At 67.9% G+C, this 21,587-nt stretch carries 22 protein-coding genes and 1 pseudogene; 2 read left to right on the top strand and 21 right to left on the bottom strand.

The genetic code is table 11. The annotated features are described in order from the left end of the window. Positions 1 to 66: 66 nt before the first annotated feature. Both J7E88_RS13045 and J7E88_RS13040 read right to left on the bottom strand, forming a co-directional pair. On the bottom strand, positions 67 to 2,655 hold the full coding sequence (locus J7E88_RS13045) for a tetratricopeptide repeat protein (RefSeq protein ID WP_215180393.1): 2,589 nt from the start codon (positions 2,653 to 2,655) through the stop codon (positions 67 to 69). Between the two features lie 32 nt (positions 2,656 to 2,687). Continuing rightward, a complete protein-coding gene (locus J7E88_RS13040; RefSeq protein ID WP_251022551.1) occupies positions 2,688 to 3,059 on the bottom strand; it encodes a hypothetical protein in 372 nt (123 codons plus the stop codon). Positions 3,060 to 3,953: 894 nt separating this feature from the next. Between J7E88_RS13040 and J7E88_RS13035 the strand changes: the two are divergent. After that, positions 3,954 to 4,810, top strand: a pseudogene (locus J7E88_RS13035) (transposase). Between the two features lie 629 nt (positions 4,811 to 5,439). Further along, complete coding sequence (locus J7E88_RS13030) at positions 5,440 to 7,218, top strand: hypothetical protein (protein ID WP_215180390.1); 1,779 nt, start codon at positions 5,440 to 5,442, stop codon at positions 7,216 to 7,218. Positions 7,219 to 7,274: 56 nt separating this feature from the next. Here J7E88_RS13030 and J7E88_RS13025 read toward each other — a convergent pair whose 3' ends face one another. From J7E88_RS13025 to J7E88_RS12935, 19 genes are all read right to left on the bottom strand, one after another. Continuing rightward, positions 7,275 to 7,874 (bottom strand): hypothetical protein, encoded by a 600-nt coding sequence (locus J7E88_RS13025; RefSeq protein WP_215180388.1) that lies wholly within the window; start codon positions 7,872 to 7,874, stop codon positions 7,275 to 7,277. Between the two features lie 1,555 nt (positions 7,875 to 9,429). Beyond that, positions 9,430 to 9,948 (bottom strand): hypothetical protein, encoded by a 519-nt coding sequence (locus J7E88_RS13020; RefSeq protein WP_215180386.1) that lies wholly within the window; start codon positions 9,946 to 9,948, stop codon positions 9,430 to 9,432. 5 nt (positions 9,949 to 9,953) lie between these two features. Continuing rightward, positions 9,954 to 10,535 carry a DUF6349 family protein gene (locus J7E88_RS13015; protein ID WP_215180385.1) on the bottom strand — a complete coding sequence of 194 codons (582 nt, stop codon included), beginning with the start codon at positions 10,533 to 10,535 and terminating at the stop codon, positions 9,954 to 9,956. Positions 10,536 to 10,614: 79 nt separating this feature from the next. Continuing rightward, the gene (locus tag J7E88_RS13010) at positions 10,615 to 11,700 is read right to left on the bottom strand and encodes a DUF4192 domain-containing protein (RefSeq protein ID WP_215180383.1); all 1,086 of its coding nucleotides are present in this window, start codon (positions 11,698 to 11,700) and stop codon (positions 10,615 to 10,617) included. Next, positions 11,697 to 12,254 (bottom strand): hypothetical protein, encoded by a 558-nt coding sequence (locus J7E88_RS13005; RefSeq protein WP_215180381.1) that lies wholly within the window; start codon positions 12,252 to 12,254, stop codon positions 11,697 to 11,699. Before J7E88_RS13005 ends, J7E88_RS13010 begins: the two co-directional genes overlap by 4 nt. Further along, on the bottom strand, positions 12,251 to 13,288 hold the full coding sequence (locus tag J7E88_RS37030) for an N-6 DNA methylase (protein ID WP_215180379.1): 1,038 nt from the start codon (positions 13,286 to 13,288) through the stop codon (positions 12,251 to 12,253). The genes J7E88_RS13005 and J7E88_RS37030 overlap by 4 nt, the downstream gene beginning before the upstream one ends. 81 nt (positions 13,289 to 13,369) lie before the next feature. Next, positions 13,370 to 13,669, bottom strand: a complete 300-nt coding sequence (locus J7E88_RS12995) for a hypothetical protein (RefSeq protein WP_215180377.1) — start codon at positions 13,667 to 13,669, stop codon at positions 13,370 to 13,372. Positions 13,670 to 13,736: 67 nt separating this feature from the next. Then, positions 13,737 to 14,366, bottom strand: a complete 630-nt coding sequence (locus tag J7E88_RS12990) for a hypothetical protein (RefSeq protein WP_215180375.1) — start codon at positions 14,364 to 14,366, stop codon at positions 13,737 to 13,739. 88 nt (positions 14,367 to 14,454) lie between these two features. Beyond that, positions 14,455 to 14,742: a hypothetical protein gene (locus J7E88_RS12985; protein WP_215180374.1), complete on the bottom strand. Its 288-nt coding sequence runs from the start codon at positions 14,740 to 14,742 to the stop codon at positions 14,455 to 14,457. A gap of 121 nt (positions 14,743 to 14,863) precedes the next feature. Next, positions 14,864 to 15,493, bottom strand: a complete 630-nt coding sequence (locus J7E88_RS12980) for a hypothetical protein (RefSeq protein ID WP_251022550.1) — start codon at positions 15,491 to 15,493, stop codon at positions 14,864 to 14,866. Beyond that, positions 15,490 to 15,639, bottom strand: coding sequence for a hypothetical protein (locus J7E88_RS12975; RefSeq protein WP_215180372.1), 150 nt, complete (start codon positions 15,637 to 15,639; stop codon positions 15,490 to 15,492). The genes J7E88_RS12980 and J7E88_RS12975 overlap by 4 nt, the downstream gene beginning before the upstream one ends. Further along, on the bottom strand, positions 15,636 to 16,232 hold the full coding sequence (locus J7E88_RS12970; RefSeq protein WP_215180370.1) for a hypothetical protein: 597 nt from the start codon (positions 16,230 to 16,232) through the stop codon (positions 15,636 to 15,638). Before J7E88_RS12970 ends, J7E88_RS12975 begins: the two co-directional genes overlap by 4 nt. A 60-nt stretch (positions 16,233 to 16,292) precedes the next feature. Next, positions 16,293 to 16,625, bottom strand: coding sequence for an HU family DNA-binding protein (locus J7E88_RS12965; protein ID WP_215180368.1), 333 nt, complete (start codon positions 16,623 to 16,625; stop codon positions 16,293 to 16,295). A 185-nt stretch (positions 16,626 to 16,810) separates the two neighbouring features. Then, complete coding sequence (locus tag J7E88_RS12960; protein ID WP_215180365.1) at positions 16,811 to 17,605, bottom strand: hypothetical protein; 795 nt, start codon at positions 17,603 to 17,605, stop codon at positions 16,811 to 16,813. A 33-nt stretch (positions 17,606 to 17,638) separates the two neighbouring features. Further along, positions 17,639 to 18,046, bottom strand: a complete 408-nt coding sequence (locus J7E88_RS12955; protein ID WP_215180363.1) for a hypothetical protein — start codon at positions 18,044 to 18,046, stop codon at positions 17,639 to 17,641. Positions 18,047 to 18,069: 23 nt separating this feature from the next. Then, positions 18,070 to 18,792 carry a hypothetical protein gene (locus J7E88_RS12950; protein WP_215180361.1) on the bottom strand — a complete coding sequence of 241 codons (723 nt, stop codon included), beginning with the start codon at positions 18,790 to 18,792 and terminating at the stop codon, positions 18,070 to 18,072. Positions 18,793 to 18,821: 29 nt separating this feature from the next. Continuing rightward, entirely contained in the window at positions 18,822 to 20,321 is a 1,500-nt protein-coding gene (locus J7E88_RS12945; RefSeq protein WP_215180359.1) for a DNA cytosine methyltransferase, read from the bottom strand. A 210-nt stretch (positions 20,322 to 20,531) separates the two neighbouring features. Next, complete coding sequence (locus J7E88_RS12940; protein ID WP_215180357.1) at positions 20,532 to 21,137, bottom strand: hypothetical protein; 606 nt, start codon at positions 21,135 to 21,137, stop codon at positions 20,532 to 20,534. An 83-nt stretch (positions 21,138 to 21,220) separates the two neighbouring features. After that, a complete protein-coding gene (locus tag J7E88_RS12935; protein ID WP_215180355.1) occupies positions 21,221 to 21,499 on the bottom strand; it encodes a hypothetical protein in 279 nt (92 codons plus the stop codon). Positions 21,500 to 21,587: the final 88 nt, after the last annotated feature.

Below are 21,587 nucleotides of genomic sequence, written 5' to 3'. Positions count from 1 at the left end.
GCACAAAGGTCGCCATCCACGTGACAGCCGCGTCGGACAGTTGAACTCCAGTAGAACATAATTGGATCATTTGCCGCGTTCGTTATACAGGCCGGGCAGGAGGTCGGCGAGTTCACGCTCGATATTCTTGGCTTCGGCCGCGCCGATACGCTCGAGAATCGCACAAGCCTTCCGGAAATGATCGATCGCAACCACGGTTTCGCCTTCGTAGTGGGCGTGGCGACCGATCCCGGCGAGCGCGAGGGCTTCTTCAAACGGACTATCGAGGGAGCGCGCCAGAGAAAGTGCCGACTCGTGATGTTCAAGGGCCTCGGTATGCCGGCCCGAAGCGAACAACGACTTCCCGATCTCGTTGAGGGTGGCGGCTTCCCCGAGGCTGTTCTCCATCTCGCGATACAGGGTCAGCGACTGGTCAAGGAGTTCGGCGGCAAGAGTGGGATCGCCGGTACGGACGTGCGCGGAGCCGAGGGCATAGAGCACATCCGCCTCGCCGAGGGGGCTGTCCACGCATCGGCACACGACCAGGGCTTCTTCCAGGCACTTCACCGCCGCGTCATATTCCTCGGCGCACAAGAGTGTGAAGCCCAAGTTGTAAAGCGCCTCCGACTCGTTAAACCGACTGCCCATCTCGCGGAAGACGGTCAGGGCCTCTGATTGCGCCTCGGCGGCGGCCTCATACCTGCCGGTGGTACACCACACGGCGCCCAGCCAGTTCTGGGCTTCCGCCATGCCGATGCGATTGCCGAGATCACGGTGAAGAGCCATCGCCTTCTCGAGCACCTCGGCCGCCACCGGGTAGTCATCGAGAAGCCAACGGACGAGGCCCAGATGATGCAAAGCATTGGCCTGTCCAAGCAGATTCTCCACATCGCGGTAGAGCTTCAACGCCTGCTCCAGCAACTGCGATGCGCCCGGATAGTCGGACTGCCAGTACCGCACGATTCCGAGATGGGTGAGGGCGTCGGCCTGCCCCTCCTGGTCGCCAAGATGGCGATACAGCGAAAGTGATCGCTCCAGGGCCTGCGTGGAAACTTCATGTTCGTTGGTCAGCTTATGGATAATGCCCAGATGGCAGAGAGCGGACGCCTGCCCTGAGAGAGCATTGACATCACGATAGAGCCCGAGCGCGCAGTTCACCGCTTCACGTGCTTGCGGATAATCACCACTCAGGTACTGCACGGTCGCCAGTCGGATGAGGGCACCTGCCTGTTCGGGCGGGTCGGCGCTGCGCTGTGCTGCCGCCGTCGCGGCGCGGTGGATCTCGATGGCCCGGTCCCACGGGCCTGCCTGCTGGAGATACCTGGCCATCGCCTCGGCGAATCGCACGACCCTCGGATGCTGACCGTGCTGGATGGTGCGCTGAGCACAGGCCAGAAGGTTGGCGCGTTCGCTCTCCATCCACTTCAACGCTTCGGTGCGGGTCGCCAGATCGGGACAGCTCGACACTCCGGAGATTGACGGGATTCCCGTCCGGAGGGCATGGCTCAGCTGCCGGTCAGCGAGAGAGGCGGTTCGCTGATAGTAATCGAACAGATGGCCCATTGCCTCTTCGTTGCCGGCTTCCCCGTCCGCGTCGGCGAGAGCGCGGGTGTAGTCACGAATCAGATCGTGCATGTGATAGCGCCCATGGCGCAGTTCGTCGATCAAGTGGTCGTCGTACAGGGCGGCCAGATGACTGCGGGCTTGCCTACGGGGGACGCCCACCAGCGCCGCTGCGGCCCAGTCGTCGATCTCCTCGCCCGGATGCAATCCCAACCGTCGGAAGAAGAGCTTCCGATCGTCCGGGAGGTCCCGGTAGGACAGTTCGAATGCAGCGGCCACTGCGCTGTCCTCCGCCCGCAGTTCATCGAGCCTCGTCTGCGCATCCGCCATGTCCTCGATGAGGTCTCCGAGCAGCCACGAAGGATGGTGACGAAGCCTGCCGGCCAGCATTGAGACGGCCAAAGGAAGGCAGCCGCAGAGACGAACGAGGGCGTCGGCGGCGGCCTCCTCGCACGAGACGTCCCGGCCCGACAATGTGCTCAGCAAGTTAATGGCTTCGTCGGGCGCGAGAGTGCCGAGTGAGATCGGGACCGCCCCATCCAGGGCGCTGAGCCGCCGTCGGCTGGTCACGAGGATCAGGCAGTCATCGGTGCCGGGGAGCAACGGCTCGACATGATGGTGGCCAGCCGCGTTATCCAGAATGAGTAGTACCCGCTTGCTGGCGAGCCGGTCGCGCCACATCGCGGCACGAGCGTCCAACCCGGCAGGGATGTACTGCGCGGCCACCCCGGCGATGCTCAATAGCGAACCGAGCACGTCGACCGGCTCGACCGGAAGTTGTCCTGCGCTGTGGGCGTGCAGGTTCACGAACAACGTCCCGTCAGGGAAGGCATCAGCCAGCAAATGTGCTGCTCGGACCGCGAAGGCAGTCTTTCCAACCCCTGGCATTCCATCGATCGCATAAACCGGAAGCGGCCCTCTGGACGCCGACGGGTGGCGCACGGCGTCGACGAGCTTCTGCAACTCCCCGTCACGGCCCTCGAATGCAAACGTATCCCGCGGGAGTGTATTGGTGACTGAGGCGGGCGCTACCGGCAGGCCTTCGTAGATGTACTGGTCGCCGACCGCCTGGTAGATCCGGCTGCCATCATCGGCGCGCGCTCGCAGGCTCACCTCCGGCTGGTCCTGACTGCCCCTCCCGCCGTTCACCGTTCGGTGATGTGCTGATCGCGTCCTGCCTGGTAGACCCGGCCGTGGCCACGTGCAGCGGCCTTCAACTCGATGGAGGTGACCCGTTCCCGTTCCTCGGGTGCCAAATGCGGCGTGAGCGTCTCGTCTAACAGTCGCCGCAGCTCAGGCGCCAGCTCCGGGTTGGCACGCACCAGTTGCTGCATGCGCACCCGCCACACCCCCGCAAGCGCCTCCTCGGTCGCGTCGTCGCCTTCCTCGCGCGCCGCCAGCACTTCTGTCCGGGCCTGCGCCAGGTCGGCCTGCACCATCTCTTCCTGATCAAGGCGACCACGCCGCCACAGCGCAACGACGCCCGCACGGGCCTGTTGCCAGGCGTCGGTGGCCATCGCCCCTACCAGCGCCGTTCCAGCCGCCACCACAACCGGGTCCATTGCACCCCCACAATCACCAGGCCGGTTCCTTGCCCCCAGACGCAGAGTACACAGCGATGCACGCTGGGCTGCCGCATTCGAGGTATTGGCAGACGCAACCGGACTCCGATCTTCTCGGCGTGATCACCTTGGCCGGCCTGGGTCAGGACGATGCCGCCAACGCGGCCGTGAAGTGTGTACGGAATTACTGCACCGCAAACAACCTTGAACTGGTCCGGGTCGAGAACTTCAACGACTGGTACCCGGAGGAGCAGCGAGCGGACTTCGCGCTCACGCGCTTCACGATCGCCCGCTCCGAGTACCCGGGCCTGGATATCACGCCGCCTCCGGTGCCCTTTCGAGGCCCGGCGGGTGGCTCTTCCGGGGCCTTCCGTCGTGTCCACTGGTTGCCACTGAGAGCCCTACCAGCGGACGCACTTGAGGATGCCCGCCTGGATCGACGCAGGTTGAGCGTTGGGGAAGTCGAGGTCTCGAAGTCGCGCGCAGCGGAGTGCCTTGCCGATGAGAAGGGCCCCGCCCTCTTCGTTCGAGGGTGGAGCCGCGCGGCTTTCCACAGGTCAGCAGCGCAGGGCGCCTTCGGCGCGCGCCGGGCGCGTGGTAGATGCCGTTGCGCGCGCCGGGGGTGCTTCTGTCTGCCCTGACGTCGGCTGCTTCGGGTCCGGGACGCTGGCGGGGTTCGTTCCGGCCGAAACCGAGGTCTCTGCCGGTGAGCTCGCAGGTCAGCATGGTGCCGAGGGCCGTCCACGGGAACCGTGGAGTGTTGCTGTGAGCACGTGCGTCAGCATCCCTGATCCACCCTGGCCCGTCCCGGAACGGCGTACCGCTCAGCCGTTGAGGGGGGCTCTGGGCATGGACGTACTGCACGAACGCTGCGCCGGTGTGGACATCAGCCAGAAGGACGCCAAGGCGTGCATCCGCACCCCGAGTACAAAACGGCGCGGGTCGCTCACGAACCAGACCACGACCTGGGGCGCGACGACGAACGCCGTGCTCGCCCTGCGCGAGCACCTGCTCGCTGCCCAGGTCACCCCGGTGGTGAACAGAGGCGACCTCGGACTATTGGAAGCCCTTCTACTACCTGCTGGCCGACGAGTTGAACGTGATCCTGGTCAACGCGCGGCAGGTCAAAAACCTGCCCTGCCGCAAGACAGACCACTACGACCAGCTCACCGGCGCGATCCGGCAGTTGGACGCACGGATCGAGGAGGCGATGGCCTCCTTTCGCCCCGCCCTGGAGATGCTCGACACCAGTCCCGGGATCAACCGGGCGGTCGCCGAGGTGATCGTCGCGGAGACCGGCGGCGGCATGGCCCAGTTCGCCTCCGCCAAGCCCCTCGCCTCCTGGGCGGGTTTGGCCACCACGAGTCCGCCGGCCGCCCCAAGAACGCCAAGGTCCGGCCCGGCAACCCCTACCTCAAGGGTGCCCTCGGCCTGGCCGCCTTCGGCGCGGTGCGAACCAAGGACACCTGCCTGCAGGCCCGCTACAAACGCCTGACCTCACGCCGCGGCCCGCTGCGGGCCCTGGTCGCCGTCGAGCACTCGATGATCACCGCGATCTGGCACATGCTCACCGACAACGTCCCCTACCACGAGCTCGGCGGCATCCACTTCACCCAGCGCGCCCCCGCAACGCGCCACGCGTGATCAACGAGCTCAACCAGCTCGGCTACACCGTCATCCTCAACCCGAGGGAGCACGCAGCCTGACCGATAACCCCGGACACCCGGCGACCCGAAGGCCACCGGGCGTCCAGTGCTTCCCACACCCATCCTGACCTCCTGCTATACACGTCAGAGGCCAAACGGCCCCCGCCTCGGCGGGGCCGTGTGCGTTGCCGCGCACTCCAAGCGGTCTTCCCCTCGGACTGGTAGGCGGCGGAGCTGAGCCCGGCAGCGCCCCGCTCCTTCCTCTGCCGTGTGAACCGCCCCGCGTGGACGGTGCGCCCCCCCAGTCGCTCACTGGAAGGCGGTCGCCACCTCGGCCTTGCTCAGCCGCCGCCCTCGCAGAGTGAACAGCAGTCAGGTCGACTCGGACCATTTTCGCCGTGCGACTGCATGAGTGCAGCGTGTGCGAAGTGGCGAATTCTCCTCTGTGTCACGGGAGTTGACCGTGATGGGGTTGTGTCGAACATACGTACCCTTAAGGGGGATCGTTGAGACGCACACGCATAGGGACGGCGCTGCGCTGCATGGCAGCCGGTGCCGTCCTCACAGTTTTAGCCGGGCCGGGAACGGCTTCCGCAGCTGACTCACCAAATGCACCTGATCCATTGGCTGCGCCGCCCCAGGTCCACGGCCCAGAAGAAAAGGGTCTGGCCGCGGCAGGGTCACGGCCGGTGTCCGGCCGTACCCCCGAGGCGGGGCTGCCGTTCAAGAGTGCGAGCGGCAAGTGGCAGGTCAACACCATCACGCCGACGCTGCGCAACACAGTGACGGACGCGGACGGCGACAAGGTCAACCTGACGTTCGAGGTGTGGACGGCCAAAGCCGACGGCACTCCCGGCACCAAGGTCAAGCTGACCGACGACAACGAGTACGGGGTGCTGGTCTCCCCCTACGTGAACTCGGGGCAGAAAGCCCAGGTCAAGGTCCCGGCCGGCCGTCTGAAGAACAACACGACCTACATGTTCCACACCAACGCCTACGACGGGTCCCTGTACGAGACGACCTGGTCTCCGTGGGCGACGTTCACGGTACGGGCCGGGATCGACCTGACCCTTCCCGCTCGGGACAGCACCAGCCCGAACCCCAACCAGACCATCCAGAAACCAAGCAGTTCCCCGGAGAAGCCGCTAGTCGTTAACAGCTCGTCGCTGTCGGCTCAGCCCGACAGCGACAGCGGCGGCGGCGGCGGCAAGGAACAGTGCGGACCGGTCGGCAAGGACGGGGCACAGGTTTGCTTCGGTAAGCCGGTGCCTGCGGACAAGGGTCCCAAGATGCCGTCGACCCTGGCCCCGCCGGAACCCGGTGGCGCTGCCGGGGTGGCCGACTGGTGCGACGACGATCTGACACTGGTCCGCGCCACCCGAACCCTCGTCTGTGAGAACCGCAAGGTGCCCGCCTACTACCGCAAGGACGGCCAGGTCCAGGCCACCGCCTGGTTCCTGTTCCAGCGGCTCATCAGCCTGGACGGGGTAAACAGCTTCAGCGAGACGCTGACCGTCAAGCCGATCGGCATCCCCGCCGACTTCTACAGGATCCAGCTCGGCATCTACCAGCACCTGTGCGAAGACGGCTGTGACCCCGTCGAAGCCGATCCCTCCGCCTGGAAGGGCAAACCCGACTGGACCGCCGGGGACACCCACATCGCCTACATCACCTCCAGCTATCTGTGGGATGACTCCACCGCCGACAAGCAGTACACGTTCAAGCCGGACGTGCAGATCAACGGCATCATCGACCCGGTCGGTGAAGAGACCATCCAGACCATCGGGTACCAATGGAGCCTGGGCGGTGTCAGCGACTTCGACGAGGTGCGCTGCGACACCAAGGCGCAGTCCACCAAGGCGGGCTGCGTGATCCCCGCCTACGCGCCCACGTACACGTTCAATGCAGGCAAGAACCCGCAGGCAGCGGCGCACGCCTGGCTGATCCAGCAGGCCACGCCCAAGACCCCCGGCGTGCAGAGCGCGGGCACGCCGCTGTACTACCTGCCCGGCGGCCGCGACGGCAAGAACCGCGCCGTCATCTGCGACGAAGACAGCTGGGCGAGGAACAACCACGACGCGGACGCGATGAACAGCAGCACCGACACTCCGGACTGCGACGAGTTCACCTTCAACGCGACGTACAACAGCGGCGGCATGCCCGCCAACCTAGGCGGATTGAACCCGGTGTCGTCCGGGTCCAAGTGCATCCAGTCCTACGCGACCAAGGTCGATGGAGTGATCCACCTGCGCAACCTCCCTGGCGCCCTGACGACCTTCAAGGAAGTCTGCGGGCGGTCCGCTATCTCCGGCAGCCAGAACCGTGGATCGATGGGCGCGTTCTCCGCCGGCTTCGTGAACAACATGCGACTGATGGACAAGGATGCCTACTGGCTGGAGACCAACATCACCGGCAACTGCACCAGCGCGAACAGTGACGCCTGGCGCTGCAAGATGACCCTCAAGTAGCCGTCACACCCACGACTGCGGGGCGGCACGGAACCCATCCGCGCCGCCCCGCAGCGTTACGTATAGGGGCCGGTCAGCCTGGCCGCGGGCAGGAGACCTTGCTCCACCTCTGCCCGGGGGATGCCGATGCCCAGGGTGTCGCCGACGGCCTGCCACACGACGCCGTGCAGACCCCCCGGCTGCGCGTCGAGAAGGGCATGCCACTGGGGGATGGTGTAACCCTCCGGGCAGGTGGCCCCAGCGGCTTTCAGGCCCTCGCCCAGGGCGGCCAGCTTGCTGCCTTCTACCGCCTGCGGGCGGTCCGTCAGATCGTCGCCGAAGTTGTTCAGGTACACGTTCCCGTCACCGGGCGCGTAGACGAGATAGCTCGGATTGACCGCTACGTTCGCGTTCAGGCAGATCAGCTCGACCCCGGCCGCGGGGGTCATCTTGTCCTCGTCCTCGAAGAACCATTCGCACCAGGTGCACGACCCTCGGTCCTCCAGCACGTACGCCCACTCACCGGACGTGCCGTACATGCAGGGTGCGTCCCGGGTCGGGTGGAAGTTCCGGTACGGCATACCGCGCGCTATCTCCTCCTCATCCGCGCCCAGCCTGAGCAGCAGGTCACGGACGGGGACCCCGCGCATCGCGGTCATGGAGATCCCGCCGAGCATCCCGTGAGCCGAAGGTTTATCGAATGTGTGCTGCCCAATCCACTTCAAGCCTTCCGTCACTGCGCTGCACCTCCTCGGTGCCGTTGGGTACCGACCGTCATGATGCCCCGGCTTCCAGCCCGAGGCCGGGGCATCATGACGATGGGTCTGATGCACGATCGGTGTCATCTGAACTGGCTTGCCCTGTGGGCCGGTCTCAGGCCGGCCAGAGTCCGCGGCAGCCACGTCGCGATCATCATCAGCGCCTTCCTATGGGCCACGATGACCACAGGACATCTCGTGGACTCGCCTCCCGATCCGTGGGAAGCCGTCCTATGGGTGACTCTCCAGTCCGCCGCCGCGACCGGCGTATCGCTCCTGCAAGCCAGGCTCATGCCCGCCAGCACACAGCCTAAGGAGCGATTGTCCTGACCCGGCGACCGGTGAGAATCCTCGTTCTGCGCGCTGTGACGTGGCCGTTCCTCGCCACGTTCAATGTCGCGGCCCGCGTGTGGACGATCCTCGGCTCGACCAGCCATCGCAGAGCCCGCCGCCTCGCGGACAGCGACACCGCCCGCCAGGCCGGGCAGGCGGCCGAGGCAAGGCTGCGTGCCACCGCCCACGCCTACACGGAGGGCACCCCACTGGAGTTGCGTCTCCTGATCGTCGAGGACCATTTCACCCGCGGAGTGGCGGGCTGGGACCTGTTCACTCCGACATCCCCCGCCTATCGGGTGTCCTGCTGGATGAGTCCGACCGCTGACTACAGCTCCTCGCTGCCGTCGGCCGAGACCATTTTGGGTACGGGATCACTGCACCGCGAACGGCCTGGAACTGGTCCGGGTCGAGAACTTCAACGACCGGTACCCGGAGGAGCAGCGAGCGGACTTCTCGCTCACGCGCTTCACGATCGCCCGCTCCAAGGCTCCGGAGGTGGCGGGCTGGGCTTTGCCGCAGGGAATGCCGCCCACGGCGGAAAAGCCGGCCCGGCGTGCACCGAGGCGTCGGAAGGCCACGTGAAGCTGCCTCGTCCCCCGGATCGGGCCGCGTGTCCCCTGCGTGTCCCCTGGATCTTGGTCCGAGGGGGTGAACGAGGGTCGCCGCGTCCGCGTGGTGGCCCTCGCTCTAGCGTCGCCGCAGGTAGAAACGGTTCCGTCCCGGAGGATTGCGGTGGGGCGGGTGGGACTCGAACCCACGGCCGACGGATTATGAGTCCTCTAGGAATCGTCCGTGATCTTCCCGGCCCTGCCTCACCTTTCCCGTTTCCGCAGGTCAGAGCCCTTTTCCTGTCCGGCCCCGCCATGCTTCTTTCCTGATCCTTCCCGGCCCTTCCGGCCACCTCCGGGCCACTGGGGCCACCTGCGGGCCACGTGGGGCCACTCGATGGCCACCAGGCAGGGGCACTCGGTGGGCGACGAAGAACCCCGGACTATGACGGTGCAGGTCAATGCCGTGGTGGATACGCGGGATCGAACCGGCGAGCAACGGAGTGCCTTACCGATGAAAAGGGCCCCGCCCTCTTCGCCCGAGGGTGGAGCCACGCGGCTTCTTCGCAGGTCAGCCGCCTTTGTGCAGACTACCCCGCCACGTCTCCGTCCGCCGGTGCTGTGGGGTCAGCACGTGATGTTTCTTCCGTGTGTTCGAGGCGGTGCACTGCGTCGACCTCGGCGGCGAGCCCCCGCCGGGCTCGTTTGAGGCGTTCGCGGTGCTTCCTCAATGCCTGCCGGGTGTTCGCGAGGGCCGTTGCTTGTCGTGCCTCCAGCTCAATGAGCCTGGCTATCTGCCGTTCGGAGTGAGCAATCTCGTCCGCTCGGAGGCGGGTAGTGGGCCGACGGGACGCCGGTTTGCGGGCAGGGGTGCGCTTCTTGTTCAGCTGCGTGAGCGCGAAGGCGATGAACTCGTCGCGGGGGACGTACTTCATGCGCCTGTCGCCGATGCCGGTCAGCAATGCGATCCTCGGGAAGTTGGCGTGGCGCTTGGCCCAGTTGCTGACGGCGGAGCGGGTGACGCCTACGAGGTCGGCTCCGGCTGCGAGGTTGACCAATTCGTCTTCGCGACCCTTGAACTCGGGGCGAAGCCACGTGATCGAGTCCACGTGAATCACGCTGCTTCGGCTGCGTCGGCGTCCAGCGGAAGAGTCTCGGTGATCTCCATACGGCGTTCCCGCTTTCTGGGCACCACGGCGAGGTCGTAGCCGCCGCCCGGTGCGCCGCCGGGCCGGTGCTGCTTCTCGATTCCTGTACGGATGGTGCGGACCGGTCCGCCGTTGTCGAACCACCCCTCGGGGTAGAGGTGTGTGGCGTGGGTGAGCCAGTGCCGGCCGCGCCGTTCGGGGAGCGGCGGCACGGTCCGCCACTTCGGGTGGGTGTGGTCGTGAGCGTCCTCTACCGCTTCGTCTGTCCGTCGGCGGTCCGGGCCTTCCCAGGTACAGCCGAGGCAGGTCCCGCGGTGGAGGTAGGCCCAGGTCTCCTCGGGATGTTGGGGAGCGGGTTGGTTCCATCGACGGGTGATGACGGTGGGCTGGTGGTCGGCGGTGGGCTCGGGCGGGGTGTGGAGGGTGAAGCCGGGGTGGCCATAGTCGATAGACCAGACGTCCCGGACGTCCTGGGTCTTGTCCCAGAACCGAGGAAGGTAGGCGGTGTGCCGTGCGACTGCACCGACGGGTTCGGTGGGTGTGGTCATGCTCTGGTCTCTCTGATCGGAGCGGCCCCGGCAGATACCGGGGCCGCTGTGCTGTTCAGTGCGCGCGGGCGTCCGGCACTCAGACGCGCTTGAGTCGCTCGGCTCGCTCGGCTCGCTCGGCTCGGACGATGTCGAGGAGAGCGAGTGGGTCGGCTCCCTCGTTGATGGCGATGTGGAGCATGTCCGCCATGGCGTAGTGCGGCGACGTGGTCAGGGCCTGGCGGAGGGCGAGGCGGGCGGTGATCTTGTCGCCCTGCCTCCAGGCGACCCAGGCCAGGGTGGTGAGGAGGGGTACTGCGTTGTCGGTGTACGGGTGCACGCAGCGGCGGGCGAGGTAGGTCCAGAGGCGTCGGGCGTGTGGGAGGTCGTCGTCCTCGGCGAACTCGAAGGCGTGGTCGCGTGCGTAGTTGTCCTGGAGTCCGTGGATGAGCCGGGCGGCTATGTCATCGGCGAGTTCGGTGGAGCCGTTGCGGAAGTCGCGGATGGCGCCTTCGAGGAGGACGCGGGTGGCGGCGAGTGCCGAGTCTTCGTCTCCGGGGTGGGCGTGCTGGCGGGAGTAGTTGTCTCCTTCGTTCTTGAGGGCCTGGAGCAGGCGCGGGGCGGACGCGGGGTCGATGGGCTGGAAATCTTGGACGATGTCGCTGGTGCGGCGTCCGGGCGAGTAGCCGAGCCGGATCAACTGGGCGGTGATGCTGGTGGGGTCGTCGAGGGCGGGCAGCGGTTCGCCTTCGCAGCATCCGGGCAGGTCGCATGCGTAGGCCCACCAGCGTCCTGCGACGAGGCCGAGGGTCTGCTGGGGGACGCCGCGGTGTTCGCTGAGCGCGTCGACGAGCCTGTCGGCCACGGGCCGAAGGAGGTCGGCGGTCTCCTCGGCACTCTGGCCGGGGCGCGGCTCGCGGCAGAGGTAGATGACGATGTTGCAGTCGGGGCCGTGGCCCTTGTCCTGGGCGTAGTGGATGAAGTTGCACGCTGCGCCTTCAGCGACCTGCTGCCAGGTGGCGGGGTCCTCGGGCAGGGGGCAGGTCATGCTCGGCCCGTCGACGAAGTTGGGGCCGGGGCAGTGCAGGACGATGCTGTCGTCGGGGTAGTGGCCGAGCATGAACGGCAGGATCTCGGCGAGATTGGCCAAGCTGTTGATGGTGAGCTTGTTCTCGGGGATGTTCACTTCTGGGTTCCCTTCTTGGCGGTCGTGCGACGCTTTTTGGCCGCTGGTTTCGTGGGCTCGGGCTCGGGCTTGGTGTCGGGGGCGGGTATTGGGCTGGCCACACGCTTGGGCTTGTTGGAGAGCGCGGGGATGAGCTGGTGGCGCACCACGGCGCCGAGGAGCCCTCGGACGTAATCGGGGTGGCGGGTGGTGACGGTCGCGTGCCAGGTGCGTCCGGGCTGGAGGCGGGCGTCGTTGGCGGCCTGCGCTTCCGCCTGTTCCTCGTCGGTGCCGTCGGGGATCGGCGGCAGGTCGGGGCCTGCGGCGATCCAGGTCTGGATGGTCAGGTCTCCGGGTTGCACCCGCAGGCCGATGCGGTGGCCTTCGGGGTGGGTGTAGAGGGTGGTTCGGTCGGGGGTCTCGGTGTCCTGTTTGAGCCAGGGCGCTTCGAGGTCGGGGGCGAGTTCGTTGAGTGGGTGTGCGGTGCCCGTGTCCTTGGGCGCGGCGAACGAGGGCCTGCGGGTGCGTCGTATGGGGGTGGCACGGGGTCGTGCGAGGTCGTGCTCATCGGTCATGCGACGGCCGTCTCCTTGCTGGCCATGAGTTCGTCCACGAGGCGGAAGGCGCGACGGGAGGCGACGATGGCGCTCGCGGTGTCCACGTAGTTGTCGCGTTGTTTGAAGGCGTCTTGGGCTTCGGCGAGCGTCTTGGCGTAGCCGCCGTCCTCGGTGGCGAGGGAGTCGGCGCAGCCGATGAGGCATTGCGGTCCGAGGTCCCAGATGATCGCGTTGACGGAGGCGCAGGCGGCCGAGAGTGAGTCGATGTCGTTGCCGTACCAGCGGTAGTCGTGCGGGTTGAGGCCGAGGTCGCGCAGCCGCTGTGCGGTAGAGCGGAACATGGTGCCCGAGCCGACCGCGTGTTCCCAGATGGACTTGTTGGGGCCGCCGAAGTCCTTGTCGACGAGCATGTTCGCCAGCAAGTCGGTGACACAGGCCGGCGTGTGGTACTCGCCGCGCCATTTCTTGTCGCTCCTGTGCCGAAGGCCGGTCAGGAGCGGGCTGAGGACGTCGACTTCGGCGCGCATGTGGGGGTCGTCGTGGCCGGTGAGGTCCAGCAGGCCCTGGTTGATGGCGCGGTGGGTGACGGCGTGGACGGCGCGGAGCTGCTGGGTGTCAGGGTCGGGGTTCCAGGCCCAGTCGTGCAGGCGTATCGCGCGGTTGATCAGGTCGGGGCGTTTGACCCAGTGGCCGAGGTAGATCTCCTTGAACAGCTGGGGCAGTTCGTGGGGCTGGCGCTGGAGTATCCAGTCGGCCAGGCCGTTGCCGACATCTTCGGGCTGGCGCAGGAGGGCGAGCGCCGCGATGGTGCCGATGGGGACGTCGATGCTGTTGCCGCCGTAGTTCTGGTACCAGGCGTCGATGACGTTCTCGGCGATCTTGCGGGCGTGCTCGTGCGGGTCACGCGGGGCGAGGATCTTTCGCCAGGTGCTCTTGGCGGGGGTACGTACGGCTGCCTTCGACTTGGGTGGGTTCTTCTTCGCCCAGGCTGGGGCCGGTCGTTGTGTCGCTGTGGTGTCGGTCCGTGGCAGGAACATCTCGTCGTCGGACACGGGCATCTCCTTTCTGCGCGCATGGCGCCGCCCCGGTGCGCGGTGCGCGGCCGGGGCGGCTGTGGTGCGTGGGGCGTGGGGTCAGTTGTCGGTTCGGGCTTGGAATTGGGCGACGAGCCCGCGCACCTCCACGGCGTGGGCGGCCTCGGGGTGTCCGGCGTGGCGTAGGCCGGTTGCCAGGAACATCAGGGCGAGTTCATCGACGTCCATGTCCGCAGTCAGTTCCTCGAAGGACAGGTGGCGCAGGGCGAGCGGGCGGTAGGTGTAGCCCGTGCGGAGCGTTTTCTCGATGTCTTCGAGCGTGGCGGTCTTCTGCTCGTCACTGAGGCCGAGGAGGGCGGACCAGGCGCTGAGCGTTTCGTCGTCTACCGGGAACTTCACTGTGCTGATGGCCTTTCTCGGGTGGGCCGCCCCGGCCCGCTGGTGGGCGGGCCGGGGGCGGGTGCGGTCAGGAGGGGAAGGGGTTGTTCCGGTAGTCGGGGTGGCAGGCGGCCCACAGGCCGCCGGGCAGGGGTTCGGTGATGACGCCCCATCCGGCCCAGCGCATGACGGCGAGGTAGCCGAGTCGGCCGCCGGCGAAGCCGGTGCGGTGCTCGGCGTCGGGGTCGGGCTGGATGAAGACCCAGCCGGGCATTTCGTCTTCGCAGCCGGGGTCGACCTGGAAGCCGGGGGCGAGTTCGCGGGTGCCGTCGGTGTGGATGGGCGGCAGGTCGGCGGCCTGGAGGATGCGGATGACCTGCTGCACGCGGGGGTGATTGTGGAACTGGGGCAGGGTGCCGACGCCTTCGCGGATCACGGGGCGGTGGACGGTGGCGCCGACGCTGGCCTTGTAGACGTCCATGAGCAGGTGGGCGTCCTCGATGCGGCCCGCGAGGCGCATGGCGAGGTTGCCGACGATGGCGACGGTGTAGTGGTCGTTGTCGATCAGGCGGCGGAACTGCTCGGCGGTCAGCTGGCCGTAGCGGGTGGCCTGGATGGCGGCGTGGGTGCGGGTCGCGATGCGCAGGGCGCGGGCGACGTGGTCGGGCTCGACGCCGATCTGTTCGGAGAGGAGTTGGACTCCTCGGCCGTAGGTCATGGTGATGTTCTCCAAGAGACGCTTGCGCGTATGGGTGCGCCCCCCGGCGGTGGGCCGGGGGGCGCGGTTGCAGGGATGAGGTTTCGGGTTACGGGACCGTGTGGAATTGCACGACTTTGGCGAACATGGCGTGGGTGAGCGGGCGGTCGATGATGCGGGTGATCGGGTATCCGCTGTTGTTCTCGTCAGCGGTGACGGTGGAGATGAGGTCGAAGTTGACCACCGTCCAGCTCACGCCCTGGTGGGTGAGAGTGCAGAACCGCTCGGCCGCTGAGATGTCGTAGGTGATCTCGCTGTCGGCGAAGGCTGCGATCAGGACCTGCTCATCGACGGCCGCCCGGCCGTTGTCGAGCTGCCGATAGGGAAGGTGCCCCATTCCGAAACCCTTTCCGTTTAGTTCGGCGTTTCCGAACTTCTTATTTATATCTTAATCGCAAATACCCCAAAAGCAAGGTTTGCCCAATTGAATTCGAATTGATTTTCCGCAATTCAATTCCCTAATCCGCAGCGGCCGGAATGAGGGCGGGCCACCGCACCGCCTCCAGCGCCCGCCGGTGGGTGTCCGGCACCGGGACCGTGGGGTAGCCGAGCCAGTCCAGGCCCATCGCCGCGAGGATCGTGGCGTCAGCTTGGTCGTAGCGGCCGGGCCCCTCGCACTCGACGCCGTACCGCTCGACGGCCGCGCTGCGCACCATCCCCTTGGCCACCCTGGACCGCTCCTTGCGCGGCAGGTGCTGGGCAGGGTTCGCGCGGCCGGTGGCGTAGATCGTGCGGTGATGAGGGTTGGCCACGGCGTACGGGATGCGGTGGCGCCACAGGTACTGCGTCACCAGCCACCACAGGCCGGCCAGTTCATGGTGCCCGGCCTGGCCGCCCTGCGCGTACGCCGCGCCCTCGACCACCACCAGGTCGGCACCGTCCTTCACGCACAGGCCGATGGCACTCACGAGCCAGTCCAGCCTCTCGTGGCTGCGCCGCTTGCCAGGGCGGGCGGCCAATGCCCAGTCCGTGCCCGCAATGCCGGTGGAGGTCAAGGAGAGGTCCAGCCCGATCACGCGGGGCTGCCACTCCCCTTTCTCCTGGACGCTGGGCAGGGTGACGGGCGCGCTTTGCAGCAGCGCCGTCATGCGGCTGTCCCTGCGCGATCGATGACCTCGGCCATCGCCAAGTCGCGGCGGAACGGCTCGCCCATCTCGCCTTCCAGGTCCGCGTATTCCTCGGCCAGCTCGGGCCGCAGCCGCGCGGCGCAGGTCAGTTCGAGCTGGGCGGTCACCGCTTCGCCTCCGCCACGGCAGCCAGGTGCTTGGTGATGAGCCGGTCGGCCTCCGTCATCGCGGGCACCTTGAGCTGCGCGACCCACTCGCCGAAGTAGCTCTCCGCAGGGCCCCAGAGGTACCAGCCGCTGTCGTGGTACCCGTCCTTACTGTTCTTCTTGCGGTAGGCCAGCTCCCACCAGCCTTCGCGCCAGCGCCACATACGCCGCGCCTCCGAATCGGGCACCCATCCGGCGCGCTCGGCCAAGACCTGAAGGCGCGCCATGTCCGTGCGCAGCATCGCGTTGGTACGGGTGTGCTCCTCGTTGAGCGCCATAAGACGGCGCACGTCCTCCCCCAGCAACTCCTGCATGCCGTTGGCCACCTGGGCCAGCCGCTCGGCAGTCGCGTTGGCTTCGCGAGCGCGCTGACGAGCGGAGTGCCACGCCAGGCGGTAACGGTTGGCGGTGGTGCGACGGTAGGCCGACAGCTGCGCGCGGGCCTGGTCGCGCTGGCGGGCGACGCGGCGCAGGACGGTGGCGGCGCCGGGCGCGGCGTGTTCCTCCAGCCACTTCGCGGTGGCTTCTATCTCGGTTCCCAAAGGGTGATGCATCTTGGTTCCTTCGGCAGTGCCGCCCCAGCACAGGCTGGGGCGGCACCTGGTGTGCGGCGGTTACGGGCGGGGCGTCTTGGGGGCCTTCTGGATGCAGTTGCCGAAGGCGGGCATGGGGGAGCGGCCGGAGACGAGGTCACGGAAACGCGTGCCGGGCCGGAACCTGATGACGCGGGAGGCAGGCACCTTCACCTCGTCACCGGTCTGCGGGTTGCGCCCAACGCGGGCCGGGCTGGCCTTGGGCACGAGGGTGCCGAACCCGGTGACCGAGACCGCCTCACCGGCGGCGACGGTGCGCACGATGACGTCGAGCACGGTCTCTACCGCGAGGGTCGCTTGGGCACGGCCACCGGTCTTGGCGGCGACGGCTTCGATGAGCTGGGCCTTGTTCACAGTGTTCCTCTCACTTCGTGCGCCGTACGGGTCGGGAGTGCGGGTCGGGGCGCGCCACGCGGCCGGGAGCGGGTTGAGGCCGATGCCGGAGTCGCCCTCGGGCCCGGCACCGGAATGCGGGCCTTCTCCGCCGCCAGCGATCAACACTGCCAGTTTCAAAAATGTCATCTATATGGCGGCCTTGCTTACGCCGGGAGGCGCAGCAGGCTTCCGCCGACCGCGAGCACGGCGGTCAGCGGGAGGACGACGCCGGAGCGGTCCGCCACCACGACGACCGGCTCCTCGCCGGGCGCGGGCCGCGCGGGCATCAGCCACTGGCACCCGAACCGGTCGGCGTAGCGGGCTCCGACCTCGTAGGACACGCCCTCGTGCAGGAAGCATTGCGCCCGCAGCGAGGCAGCCCATCCAGCCAGTGCCTCTCCCTCGCGGGCGCCGGGGCGCGGCATCTGCAAGCCGATGAAGTTGGTCCCCCTGACCACGAGTGCCGCCCGCATGGCGCCGTGACGGATGTCGACCTCCTCGCCGGCGTGCTCCCACAGGGCGAGGTCGGCCGCGCTCAGCCGGACGGCAGCGCGAGCGTAGGAGGTCGGCTGGGCCTCGGCGCGCAGCAGCTCGCGCCAGGGCAAGTCGGCCGCGTACGTGGCGATCGGCACCGTGATCTGCGCCGCGCCTTCGGAAAAACGCAGCCGGGGAAGGCCGCTGTCCAGCAGGTTCTCCACCCGGACGTGGCGGGAGGACTCCAGCCAGCCGCGCAGGGCCGAGATCTCGTCGAAGGCCACGGGGGCTATCCAGTGCGCGGCGCCGTCCACACGGGTGCGGGCGACCGCCAGCGTGCGGTCTCCACCGGCGGCGACGTGCAGCCAGCGCCGGGTGCAGTCGAGGACGACCACGTCCAGGTGGTCCATGTCGGGTCCGGCCGGGCGATGTGGGGTGACCTTGTCGAGGATGGCGGCCAGCTTGACCGCCTCGATGGTGAACATGTCGCTCCTAGGGGCGTGTTGGGTGTGTGGGAGTCAGGTGCGTGGCGCTCGCTTCTGCTCGCGTCGGCGGGCTTGGGCGAGCCGCCCCGCTTCCCGGCACAGGGAGCAGGCTGATTCCCCGCGCCGGTTGTGGGCGCGGGCTCCGGCCTCGGTGCCGTGGGTGATGGGGGCGCTGCCTTCCTCGAGTTCGTCGGAATGAGCGCCCTTGCAGGTGTCGCGGATCTTGCCGTCCAGCCACAGGCGTCCGCCGCAGATCCCGTCGAAGCGGGAGCGGCGCGGCATGACCAGGGCGATGCACCGCGATCGGAACGGGCACTCCTGGCACACGACCAGGAGGGCTCGTGTCTGCGGCGTCCTGAGCGAGTCCGCGGTCGCGTCGTCGGGGGTGAAGCGCGTGTCCCCCGTGCACGGTGCCTCGCTGATCCACCAGGTGCCGCTCATCAGATGCTCTCCGGCAACGGCGGCTACGCGGTCGGCGGCAGCGTCATCAGGCGTACGAGATCGCTGCTGGTGCCGTAGGGGTGCCGGTAGTCGTAGAGCGGGGTGAGGTGGCGGCCAGCCAGGGCCGGTATGGCGAAGAGCTGGCCCACCAGCCGCGTGAGGACGTCGTCGCATTCGCCCGTCCAGCGGCGCTGGGTGGTGAGGTTCTGGGTGCCGTCCTCGGCGGCGCCTTCGACGATCTCGATGATGCGGCCCCCGGCGCTGTGTCCGTCCACGATGATGGCGGTGGCCTCGGGGTGGTGCTCGTGCACCAGTTGGGCGATGCGCGCGGCGCGGTCGGGCGGGGGCAGCTCCAGCAGCCAGCTGTTGCCGTCGCTCGCCGTGTTGCGCCTGACCGTGGCCCAGACCGGGGAGTCGTACGGCGCGAGCGCGCTTTGCACGTCGAGTTCGATCTCCTCGGCGATGCCGGCGAGCGGGTGCTCCTCGTTGCTGACGTCCCACAGTTCGGGGCAGGTGCCCAGCGGGCTGGGCTGTGCGCCGAGCACTCCGTGCACGTCCAGGGTCCGTGTGTTGCCGTAGTAGGCGAAGGCGACGTACACGGCCTCCGGGCACAGGGCGCGGATCTGAGCGGCGATGTGGTCGAGGACGGCCAGGCAGTGCGCCTTCTCGATGCGCCGCCGCTCGGCGTCCAGCTCGTCGCGCTGTTGGGCGAGGATGGCCAGGTGGTCGGCCGTGGCAGGGGACATGGTGCTGTGGTCCTTTCGTGGGGTCAGGGTCAGGCCAGGACGGGCTTGAGGCGTTCGCCGATCCAGCGGGCGACGTTGACGCTCACGGCGTTGCCGGCCTGCTGGGTCTGGGCGGCCTTGGAGCCGACGACCTGGTACGTCTCGGGGAACCGCTGCGCCGAGAGCTGCTCGCGGGGCTGGAGCATGCGGAAGAAGCAGTCCTCGATGGCGGGCGCGGTGCGCACCAGGGCCGCCGAGTCACGGGTGGCCAGGGTGTGCAGGGGCTCGGCCGCCGTCTTTGGGGCGCTCTTGCGGTACGGGATGACCAGCGTGTTGCGGGCCCGGTCGCGAGCCGCGCCGTCGGGCACCACCAGGCCGTGGTGGCGTGCCGTGCTGATCGTGCTGAGCGGGTTGTCCACCGGCGCCGCGTCACAGTGGTTGCGGAACTCCACGATGAACGGGGCCGGATCGATCGTGACCAGGGCCTCGCTCTCGCGCGTCGTGCGGGTGCGCATGGGCACGCCGACCGAGGACGGGGTGTCATTCCACGAGCCGCCGACCGGCACGAGCAGGGCTTCGCCGAGCTTGGCCGTGCGGGTCGGCAGCGGCCTCGTGTACGGGGCGAAGGCGCGGTCAGTGCCGTCCTTGCCGTGGGTGAGGGTGACAACGCTGGGCTCGAACGGGAACTTGACCAGCCCAGCTTCGATACGCCGCATCGTGTTCGGCACCAGCGGCCGGGTGCGGTCGCCGATGCGCTGGCCGATGTCGTCCCACATGATCACGTCGGACGCGGGACGCACGTACGGCTCCACCAGGGCGTGGCCGCAGCGCGTGTGGGGGCACCGGTAGTCGTACTGCTGCTGGTACTTGCCGACGCGGACCTTCGAATTCCGCCAGCTCTGCCGGGCCTTCACGTCCTGGCCGCACTCGACGCAGTACGCGAGCGGACGCGGGCTCAAGTCGGGACGGCGCACACCGGTCAGGGTGAAAACTACGTAAATCCTGTCGCGCCACTGCGGCGCGTACGGGTTGGTCTCCGAGCCGACGTGCGCGGAGGACACCGAGACGATCTGGACGCGGTAGCCCAGCTTCTTCATGGCCCTGATCCACTCGGGGAACAAGATCCAGTCGGTGATGAACTCCACCACGTTCTCGACGACCACGCAGGGGAACCGTTTGGCCTCGGCGGCGCGCAACACGCACCACGCGGTCACCCGGGTCTGCTCGAAGGCTTCCGGCGGCAGCTCCCGCCACTGCTCCTCTTCCTCGAAGAGGGCTTCCTGCGCGGGGTCAGCCTGGCGCTTCTTGCCGCCGGCGGGGCTGATCTCGGTGCAGATGACACTGGCCCACAAGATGAGGGCCTGCGGCAGCCAGCGCATGGGGTAGTTCTGGATGTCGGCGCAGCGCGCGGCGGCGGTGGGGTGGTTGAGCGCGAATGTATCGACGGCGGGTTGCCAGTGGTTGATGCCGAGGATCGGCTCGTATCCGGCTTCCTTCAGGCCGGTGGCGTCTCCGCCTGCTCCACAGAGCAGGGATATGGCACGGGGCAAGTCGGTGGTCTCCAAGATGCGGGGCCGCCCGGCCCGGTAGAGCGGGCCGGGCGGCCGTGGTCAGGATTCGTCGGGTGCGCGTAACGCGCGGTGGTGGCGGCTGTCCTCGATCCCGAGGGCGGTGAACGCCGCGAGGCCGAGGAGGCAAGCGATCAGCAGCCAGATCACCGGCCCATGCCCCCGGTGGGGCGCGGGGCGCGGCACGGCCGGTCAGTCATCGCTGCGCGTGATGCGGACAGTGGTGATGTGGCCGACGCGCTCGAACAGCGCCAGCGGAAGGCCGTCCCGCTCCGGGCGCTCCCACACCTGGCGGTAGCCCTCTGCGGTGACCAGGCGCCGGGACCACTCGAAGAAGCGGGCCACGGCCGTTCCGGGGGCCTCGATGCCGCCGGTCTGGTTGTGGTTGGCGCCGTAGGGGGCGGTGTGCGTGGCCGAGACGATCAGCCGCGTCGTGGCCTTGGGGACCTTCAGCTCGTCGATGCGCGCGAACATCGGGGTGAGGCTGGTGCCGTGGTGGCTCTGAGGGCCGTCGGGGGTGGAGTCGTACAGGGCGGTGTGCACGCCGGGGTCGTCGATGTTCTGGCGCAGCACCGTCCAGCCGTCCACCTCGCTGGGATCGGTGGGCAGCTCGTGTGTTGCGGCGATGACCAGCTCGGTGCCGTCGCCGAGGTCGGCGCGGATACGGCCGTCCAGGTCGACGTCGGTGGTCCAGCCGTTGTGGCGCAGGGGGGTGATGACGTGGCGGTAGCCGTGGAACAGCTTCAGCCACAGCGGGTCGGTGAGGTTGTTGTGGTCGGGCAGTGCCGCGATGGTCATGTCTCTCTCCAAGAGCGATGGGGCAGGCGGGCGCCCATCGGGCGCCCGCCATTGAAAAATGTCACCTATCTCTAGGTGTGCGTTCAGCCTGCGGTAGGCAGTTCGTGCGAGGCGAGGACCTGCACCACCCACATTTGCCCGCCTCGGGTGACGGAGCAGCCGACGGGGCGGCCCTTGTGCCAGAGGACGAACGCCGAGCCGCGCTCACGCTCGCCGATCGAAACGGTCAGCTCGCGCACCCCGTCGGCGGCGCACTCGATGGAGCAGAACAGCCCCTCGGCGAGGACGGGTGTGGCGTGCGGGCCGTGGATGACTTCGCCGATGACGACGTAGGCGGCGGGGTCGAGAGTCGCGACGGTCATGAGAGCTCCAAGAGGTCGGGTTCGAAGGGGTTTCGAACTTGTCCTTATATCTTAATCGTATACACCGGGGCGTCAATGTTTGTGATCT

It is taken from the genome of Streptomyces sp. ISL-10 (assembly GCF_018614575.1).
GTDB lineage: Bacteria > Actinomycetota > Actinomycetes > Streptomycetales > Streptomycetaceae > Streptomyces.
Note: the sequence above shows the minus strand (reverse complement) of the source record. Positions and strands in the feature narration are given on the sequence as shown.